Source organism: Actinomyces sp. ICM39, assembly GCF_000282935.1.
Taxonomy (GTDB): domain Bacteria; phylum Actinomycetota; class Actinomycetes; order Actinomycetales; family Actinomycetaceae; genus Pauljensenia; species Pauljensenia odontolytica_B.
The window spans coordinates 1-8,566 of record NZ_ALCB01000126.1 but is presented as its reverse complement, the minus strand read 5'-3'; the positions used below and the strand labels follow the sequence as shown (position 1 = coordinate 8,566).

Genomic DNA, 8,566 nt, shown 5'->3' with positions numbered 1-8,566 from the left:
CGAGCTGCGCACCCAGGTGGAGGCCGCCGAGTCCGCCCCGGCACCCGAGGCCCCCGCAGCCGAAGCACCCGCAGCCGCCCCGGCCTCGTCCCCGGCCCCCAGCGGCGAACTGTCGACTTTCGCCACCCAGATCCAGGGCGCCTACTCCTGGGACGTTCCCGCTGTCACGATCGGCACGCTCATTGACAACGGTGCGCGCGTGCCCGGCGTGAGCGCCAAGATGCCGCTGCCCATGTTCAACCGTCACCTCCTGGTCGCCGGCGCGACGGGCACGGGCAAGACCCGTACCCTCCAGCTCCTCGCCGAGGGCCTGTCCGCGAACGGCTCCTCCGTCCTCCTGTGCGACGTCAAGGGCGACCTGACGGGCCTGGCCGAGGCCGGCGTCAGCTCCGAGAAGCTCCTGAGCCGCACCGCGGCCAACGGTCAGGACTGGGCCGCGTCCCAGTTCCCGATCGAGCTGCTGAGCCTGGGTGGCGCGGATTCGCAGTTCCCGGGTGTGCCCGTGCGCGCCCAGATCTCCGACTTCGGCCCGATCCTGCTCGCCCGCGCGCTCGCACTCAACACCACGCAGGAGCAGGCCCTCCAGCTGATCTTCGCGTGGGCGGACGGCCAGGGCCTCGAGCTCATCGACCTGCCCGACCTGCGCGCCGTCATCTCCTTCCTGACCTCGGATGAGGGCAAGGACGAGCTGGCCACGATCGGCGGCGTCTCCAAGGCCACCGCCGGCGTCATCCTGCGCGCCCTGACCGCGCTCGAGTCCCAGGGCGGCGGCCAGTTCTTCGGCGCCCCCGGCTTCGACACGGCCGACCTCATGCGCATGGATTCCACTGGCCGCGGCATCATCTCCCTGCTCGGCGTCGGCGACATCTCCACGCGCCCGGCGCTGGTCAGCGCCGTCATCATGTTCCTGCTCGCCAACCTCTTCTCCACCCTGCCCGAGGTCGGCGACGTCGAGCGCCCCAAGCTCGTGTTCTTCTTCGACGAGGCGCACCTGCTGTTTGCCGACGCCACCAAGGAGTTCGAGCGTCAGGTCGTCCAGACCGTTCGCCTCATCCGTTCCAAGGGCGTGGGCGTCGTCTTCGTGACGCAGACCCCCAAGGACATCCCCTCCGACGTCCTCGCCCAGCTCGGTTCGCGCATCCAGCACGGCCTGCGCGCCTCCACCCCCGACGACTTCAAGAAGCTCAAGGCCACGGTCCAGACCTTCCCGAAGACGTCCCTGGAGCTCGACGAGGTCCTCACCACCCTGGGCACCGGCGAGGCCGTCGTGACCGTCCTGGATCCGAAGGGTAACCCCACCCCGGTCACCCCCGTGGGCATCTGGGCACCCGCCTCCGTCATGGGCCCCGCATCCGCCGACACGGTCGCGCGCATCAACCAGTCCAGCGTCATCATGGGCCGCTACCGCGACGCCGTGAACCCGGACTCAGCCGAGGAGAAGCTCGAGCGCCGCGCCGCCGAGGCCCAGGCAGCCCGCGAGGAAGCCATCGCCCAGGAGGAGGCCGCCAAGGAGGCCGAACGCCTACAAAAGGAGGCTGAGAAGGAAGCCGAGCGCGCCGCCAAGGAGGCCGAGAAGGCCGCCGCAAAGGAAGAAGCCGCCCGCCAGAAGGAAATGGAGAAGCTGCGCCGACAGGTCGAGAAGCAGCAGGAGAAGGAGGAGGCCGCCCGCCAGCGCGCCGCCGAACGCCGCACCCGCCAGGTCGAAAACGTCCTCGGGTCCGTCCTGCGCACCGCCGGCCGCGAGATCACGCGCTCCATCTTCGGCACGCGCAAGCGCTGACCCTTCCGATTTTTCGGCACGAGGCCGGGGCTCAGGACTCTTTTCGGGGAGTTCGGCCCCGGCCTCGTCTCACAGTGCGGCCATTGTGCCAAGAAACGGCAAAGTGGAGTAAGCTCCATCGCAATCGACCAATTTGAGCGGGAGACCCTGATGCGTATCGGATTCATCGGAACGGGAGCCATGGCCCAGGCCATCGCTCGCGGTGCCGTCGCGTCCGGCGTCGATCCCGCAACCTTGGTCTTCTCCAACCGCACGGCCACCAAGGCCTGCGACCTCGCCGACGAACTCGGCGCGACCGCCGCGTCCTCGAACGCGTCCCTGGCCCGCCAGGCTGACATCGTCATCCTGGCCGTCAAGCCCAAGGACCAGCGCGCGGTCATCAAGGAGATCTCGCCCATCGTGGTCGGTCGCACCGACGTCTGCGTCGTCTCCCTGGCGGCGGGGCGCACCCTCGACCAGATCACCACTGACTTCGGCGCGGGCATCCCGCTCGTGCGCGTCATGCCGAACGTCGCGGCAACCGTCGGGCAGTCCATGACTGCCCTGACGGCCACGCGCGCCACCGACGCACAGGTATCAGCCGTCCGATCCCTCATGGATTCGGTCGGCCGCACCATCCTCATTGATGAGGACTATTTCCCCGTGTTCCAGGCCCTGGCCTCGTGCTCTCCGGCCTGGTATTTCCAGATTGTTGATTCTTTCGCCCGCGCTGGTCTCAAGCACGGCCTGTCCAAGGACAGCGCCGTCGAGATCGCCGCACAGGCGATGGCGGGAGCCGCTGCACTGCTCCTCGCTGAGCGCGAGGCGGGCACGATCCCCGCGCAACTCATTGATCGGGTGACGAGCCCCGGCGGCACCACAATCGCAGGATTGCTGGCCGCCGAGGAAGGTGGTTTGTCGACCGCACTGGTAGGTGCCGTCGACGCATCCATCCACGCCGACTCCCATCTCGGCTGACACCACCTGCCGCACAGCGGCTTACCTCCCCCTTGTTTGGCGCACCCGCGCACCCTCAACACAGGAACACACATGTTGCTCTTCAACGCAGTCGTGCTCTCCGTGCTCGTCATGCTGATCCTCAGCGTCGCACGCGTGCACGTCATCATTTCCCTCTTCATTGCCTCGCTCGTGGGCGGCCTGGTCGCCGGCATGGGCGTGTCCGGCACGATGGTCGCCTTCCAGGACGGCCTCGCCGGCGGCGCGAAGATCGCCCTGTCCTACGCCCTCCTCGGCGCGTTCGCCATGTCGGTCGCCCACTCCGGATTGCCGCGCCTGCTGGCGAACTGGATCATCAAGAAGCTGCGCAATGCCGATGAGTCAAACTCGGCGCGCGTGGCCCGCTCCGCCAAGTGGGGCATCCTCGGCGGCGTCCTCGTCATGGGCGTCATGAGCCAGAACCTCATCCCGATTCACATCGCGTTCATCCCTCTGCTGGTGCCCCCGCTCATCGGCGTCATGAACGAGCTGAAGATGGACCGCCGTCTGGTCGCCTGTGCGATCACCTTCGGCATCGTCACCACCTACATGTTCGTACCGATCGGCTTTGGCCGTATCTTCCTGCACGACATTCTCTACAAGAACATCGAGGAAGCCGGCATGGCCGTCGAGGGCGTCGTCAACCCGATGGCCGCCATGGCGATCCCCGCAGCCTCGATGGCAGTGGGCTGTGCCATCGCCCTACTCGTCTCCTACCGCAAGCCGCGCGAATACGAGCAGCGCGAGACCTCCTTCAGCGCCACCGACGATAAGCCCGTCAACATGGTGAAGGTGTGGGCTGCCGTCGTGGCCCTCGTCGCCTGCTTCGTCATCCAGGCTGTCCTGACCAAGATGGACTCCGAGGCCGACCCGCTGCTCGTGGGCGCCCTCGTGGGTCTGTGCATGATGCTCGGCATGCGCGTCGTGCCCTGGCAGCAGGCCGACGACGTGTTCAGCGGCGGCATGAAGATGATGAGCCTCATCGGCCTCATCATGATCACCGCCCAGGGCTACGCCTCGGTCCTGAAGGCCTCCGGACAGATCGAGCCCCTCGTCCAGCAGACCTCCGCGATGTTCAACGGTTCGAAGTCCCTGGCCGCGGTCATCATGCTGGTGGTCGGCCTGATCATCACAATGGGCATCGGCTCGTCCTTCTCGACCCTGCCGATCATTTCGGCGATCTACGTGCCCCTGTGCATCGCGCTGGGCTTCTCCCCCATGGCGACGGTCGCCCTCATCGGCACCGCGGGCGCTCTGGGCGACGCCGGTTCTCCCGCGTCCGACTCGACGCTTGGCCCAACAGCCGGTCTCAACATCGACGGTCAGCACGACCACATGCGAGACACGGTCATCCCCGAGTTCATCCACTACAACATTCCGCTGTTGGTCGGTGGCTGGATCGCGGCGATGGTCCTCTGAGAGCTCGCCTCTCACCAACGAGGCCGGGGCCGGGTTGCACGAATGCGTGACCTGGCCCCAGCCTCGTTATACGCCCAGGTAGGTGGTCGCGACCTCGTGGAGGACCTCGGCGGTCGCACGTACGTCCGCCAGGGCGATGTGTTCGTCATGCGCGTGCAGCTGGGAGTACACCTGTCCCAGGCTCGCCCCGCTGTCCACGGCCCCGAAGCCGTACCCGATACCCCCACGTCTACGGGCCACGCGCAGGTCGGTGCCGCCGGGGAAAAGGACGGGGACGACGCTCGCGCCCGGGTAGCGCTGTGTCAGCGCCGCTTCGATCGCCCGGTACAGGTCGGTGTCGATCGACGAGGCCGTGGCGGCCTCGCTCAGGAGGCGTTCGATGGTCACGTGCTCGGCAAGGTCGCCGAGGGCCGCCGCAATGGCGGCGTCCACGTCATCGTCGTCGACGCCGGGCAGCGTGCGGATGTCGAGCTCGAGGGTGGCGTGGGAGGGCATGACGTTGATGGGGCCGCCCGAGTGGGCGACCGTCTGGGCGACGGTCACGTGGGAGATCGCGTGGGCGAAGGCTGCCAGATCCTCGAACTCGGAGTAGTCGCCCTCGTAGGTGCCATGAATCAGGCTCGTTTCGGTCGTTTCGTCGAACTCGAAGGCGCGCACGAAGGAAGCCCAGACCTCGTCCGTGGCGGTGGGCCAGCGGGCGGCGGACAGCGCCGCGCTCACCTGAGAGAGCCGCTCGACGGCGCTCGTGCGCCCCAGCGGGACCGAGCCGTGGCCGGCGTCGCCCCGAATGTGCAGGCGGCGCTGGGCGGCTCCCTTTTCGCCGACGACCACGACGACGCTATCGCCTCCGCGGCGCCCGCGAATGTGCGCCCCTCCCATTTCGGACAGGGCGGCGTCCCACGGGAGGGCGTCCGGCCGATTCTCGCCGATCCACGGGACGCCAAGTCCGCCTCGGGCTTCCTCGTCAGCGGCGGCCACGAACACTAGGGAACGCGCGGGAGGATTGCCGTCCTGGGCGCGGCGCGCGACCTCGCGGGTGACGACGGCCATCGCGGCGGTCAGGTGGAGCATGTCGACGGTGCCGCGCCCCCACATGACGTCGTCCTCGATCTGCGCACCGAAAGGATCGCGCGTCCACTTCGCCGTATCCACGGGCACGACGTCCGTGTGCCCGAGGAGCGTCAGGGGCGTGCCGGCGCTGCTGGGATCCGCACCCTCGACCGTGACCACGAGCGAGGTGCGCCCCGGGTGCGGGGTGATCCGTTCGATTGACACGGGCAGGCCCGCGAAGAAGTCCTCGAGGAGGTCGGCGGCGCGCTCTTCTCCGCCCGAGTCGGCGGTCAAGTCGTTGACGCAGCCCAGGCGCACGAGGCGCCCCAACAGGTCGATGGTCTGCTCACCCAGCGATTGCGTACTCACGATGATCCCCTTCCCAGCGGGGGCCTCGTCCCGGCTCCCCTGCCTGACACCACGGTATCCCCACGCGCGTCACTTCACCCGACCGCGCCACGAGGGGAACTTTTGTAACGGCGCGTGTGAGCAACGCGCCGGGCGCTACAAGGCCCAGCATTGGACCGAAATGCATGGGGAAACGTAGGCTAGTGGGGCAAACAGTCCACGACTCGGATGGAGACAACTCAATTATGGCCATGAACACCCGTGCGCAGGCGCCTCGCGTGCCCGACCGCGCCGCCCCCGAAGGCCTCGAAGCCAAGTGGGGTGAGGCCTGGGAAAGCCAGGGCACCTACGCTTTTGACCGCACCGCGACGCGCGAGCAGGTGTACTCGATCGACACTCCCCCGCCGACGGTATCCGGCTCCCTGCACATCGGCCATGTTTTCTCCTACACGCACACCGACGTCGTGGCCCGCTACCAGCGCATGATCGGCAAGTCCGTGTTCTACCCGATGGGGTGGGACGACAACGGTCTGCCCACCGAGCGCCGCGTGCAGAACTACTTCGGCGTGCGCGTGGACGCCACGCTGCCCTACGACCCCGACTTCGAGCCCCCGCACGTGGGCGGCGACGGCAAGTCGATCAAGGCTCGCGACCAGAAGCCGATCTCCCGTAAGAACTTCGTGGAGCTGTGCGAGCGCCTCACCCAGGAAGACGAGGCTCAGTTCGAGGCGCTGTGGCGCTACCTGGGCCTGAGCGTGGACTGGAAGCAGAACTACCAGACGATCGGCGCGCGTGCGCGCAAGGTCGCCCAGGCTGCGTTCCTGCGCAACCTGGCGCGCGGCGAGGCCTACCAGGCTGAGGCCCCGGGCCTGTGGGACGTCACCTTCCAGACGGCGGTCGCCCAGGCTGAGCTGGAGAGCCGCGAGTACCCGGGCTTCTACCACCGCCTGGCCTTCCACATCACCGACGCCGAGGCCGCCGCGAAGGCTGCCGCCGCCGGCGCGCCCGTCGAGGACGGCGTGGACGTGTGCATCGAGACGACGCGTCCCGAGCTGCTGGCCGCCTGCGTCGCCCTGATCGCCCACCCGGACGACGAGCGCTACAAGCCGCTGTTCGGCACGACGGTCGCCTCCCCCGTGTACGGCGTCGAGGTGCCGATCCTGCCTCACCCCGAGGCGGAGATGGACAAGGGCGCGGGCATCGCCATGTGCTGTACCTTCGGCGACACGACCGACATCGACTGGTGGCGTGACCTGGAGCTGCCGCTGCGCGCGATCCTTCGCAAGGACGGCCGCATCATCACCGAGACCCCCGAGTGGATCACCACCGATGCGGGCCGCGCGGCATTCGAGGAGATCACCGGTAAGACGACGTTCTCCGCGCGCGAGGCCGTGGTGGCCGCCCTGCGTGAGTCGGGCGAGCTGAAGGGCGAGCCGACCAAGACGATGCGTCAGACCAACTTCTTCGAGAAGGGCGACAAGCCCCTCGAGATCGTCACCTCGCGCCAGTGGTACATCCGTAACGGTGGCCGCGCGTGGACGAACCCGGCCTCGGGCAAGGACCTGAACGAGGAGCTCATTGGCCGCGGCCGCGAGCTGGAGTTCCACCCCGACTTCATGCGCGTGCGCTACGAGAACTGGGTGAAGGGCCTGAAGGGCGACTGGCTGGTCTCCCGTCAGCGCTTCTTCGGCGTGCCGTTCCCGCTGTGGTACCGCGTGGACGCGGACGGCCAGGTCAACTACGACGACATCATCACCCCGTCTGAGGCCGCTCTGCCGGTCGACCCGTCGACGGACGTGCCGGAGGGCTACACGGAGGATCAGCGCGGCGTGGCCGGCGGCTTCGTGGGCGAGCTGGACATCATGGACACGTGGGCGACGTCCTCGCTGTCCCCGCAGCTCGCCTGTGGCTGGCTCGATGACGAGGACCTGTTCGCTCGCACGTACCCGATGGATCTGCGCCCGCAGGGCCAGGACATCATCCGTACGTGGCTGTTCTCCACCGTGGTGCGCGCGGACCTGGAGTTCGGCGCGCTGCCGTGGAAGCACGCGGGCCTGTCGGGCTGGATCCTGGATTCGGACCACAAGAAGATGTCGAAGTCCAAGGGCAACGTCGTGACCCCGATGGGCATCCTGGAGAAGTACGGTTCGGATGCCGTGCGTTACTGGGCGGCGTCGGCTCGCCTGGGCCTGGATGCGGCCTTCGACGAGCAGCAGATGAAGATTGGTCGCCGCCTGGCGATCAAGGTGCTGAACGCGTCGAAGTTTGCCCTCACGATGGGCGGCGAGGGCGCGGCGATCGATCTGGATCCGGCGCTGGTGACGGTGCCGCTGGATCGTTCGGTGCTGGCGGCGCTGGCCTCCGTCATTGACGAGGCCTCGGCTGCCCTGGCGTCCTACGAGCACTCTCGCGCGCTCGAGGTCACGGAGTCGTTCTTCTGGACGTTCTGCGACGACTACCTGGAGCTGGTCAAGGAGCGCGCCTACAACCGTGATGGCGCGTGGGACGAGGCCTCGGCCGCGTCTGCCCGTGCGGCTCTGGCGATCGTCATTGATAACGTCGTGCGCCTGCTGGCCCCCTACCTGCCGTACGTGACGGAAGAGGTGTGGAGCTGGTACCGCGAGGGCTCCGTGCACACCGCTCCGTGGCCGGTCGTGTCCGACCTGGCTGGCGTCGAGGGCGATCCCTCGGTGCTCGAGGCCGCGTCCTCTGCTCTGATCGCGCTGCGTCGCGTCAAGTCTGAGGCGAAGGTGTCGCCGCGTACGCCGTTCCTGGCGGTGACGGTGCGTGCCCCGCAGGCTCAGGTGGAGGCCCTGGAGTCCGTGAAGGGCGACCTGGAGGCCGCATCCAAGGCCGTGGGCGCCCTGACCGTGGCTGCCTCCGATGACGCTGAGGCCACCGAGGCCGTCGTCGAGTCCTTCGAGCTGGGTGAAGCTCCTGCGAAGCGCAAGGGCTGAGCGTTAGGCTGCTAGGGGGCCGCCCGTGGAACACCAC

The 8,566-nt window shown here is 68.1% G+C and carries 5 protein-coding genes; 4 read left to right on the top strand and 1 reads right to left on the bottom strand.

Translation table 11 applies throughout. From position 1 onward, the window contains the following. The first annotated feature begins 4 nt into the window (after positions 1-4). From HMPREF1137_RS08285 to HMPREF1137_RS08275, 3 genes are all read left to right on the top strand, one after another. A complete protein-coding gene (locus HMPREF1137_RS08285) occupies positions 5-1,780 on the top strand; it encodes a helicase HerA-like domain-containing protein (protein ID WP_034497488.1) in 1,776 nt (591 codons plus the stop codon). A 123-nt stretch (positions 1,781-1,903) separates the two neighbouring features. After that, positions 1,904-2,737, top strand: coding sequence for a pyrroline-5-carboxylate reductase (gene proC, locus HMPREF1137_RS08280; protein WP_286131809.1), 834 nt, complete (start codon positions 1,904-1,906; stop codon positions 2,735-2,737). 72 nt (positions 2,738-2,809) lie between these two features. Beyond that, complete coding sequence (locus HMPREF1137_RS08275) at positions 2,810-4,174, top strand: Na+/H+ antiporter family protein (protein ID WP_009054245.1); 1,365 nt, start codon at positions 2,810-2,812, stop codon at positions 4,172-4,174. Between the two features lie 66 nt (positions 4,175-4,240). Here the strand turns inward: HMPREF1137_RS08275 and HMPREF1137_RS08270 are convergent, their stop codons facing one another. Next, a complete protein-coding gene (locus HMPREF1137_RS08270) occupies positions 4,241-5,593 on the bottom strand; it encodes a M20/M25/M40 family metallo-hydrolase (protein ID WP_009054246.1) in 1,353 nt (450 codons plus the stop codon). Positions 5,594-5,817: 224 nt separating this feature from the next. On the opposite strand from HMPREF1137_RS08270, the gene valS reads away from it, so the two are divergent. Next, a complete protein-coding gene (gene valS / locus HMPREF1137_RS08265) occupies positions 5,818-8,529 on the top strand; it encodes a valine--tRNA ligase (protein ID WP_009054247.1) in 2,712 nt (903 codons plus the stop codon). Positions 8,530-8,566 lie beyond the last annotated feature (37 nt).

Bases quoted from the DNA above. Each gene is read 5' to 3' on its own strand.
- HMPREF1137_RS08275 (WP_009054245.1), top strand. From the start codon at position 2,810: ATGTTGCTCTTCAACGCAGTCGTGCTCTCCGTGCTCGTCATGCTGATC.
- valS (WP_009054247.1), top strand. From the start codon at position 5,818: ATGGCCATGAACACCCGTGCGCAGGCGCCTCGCGTGCCCGACCGCGCC.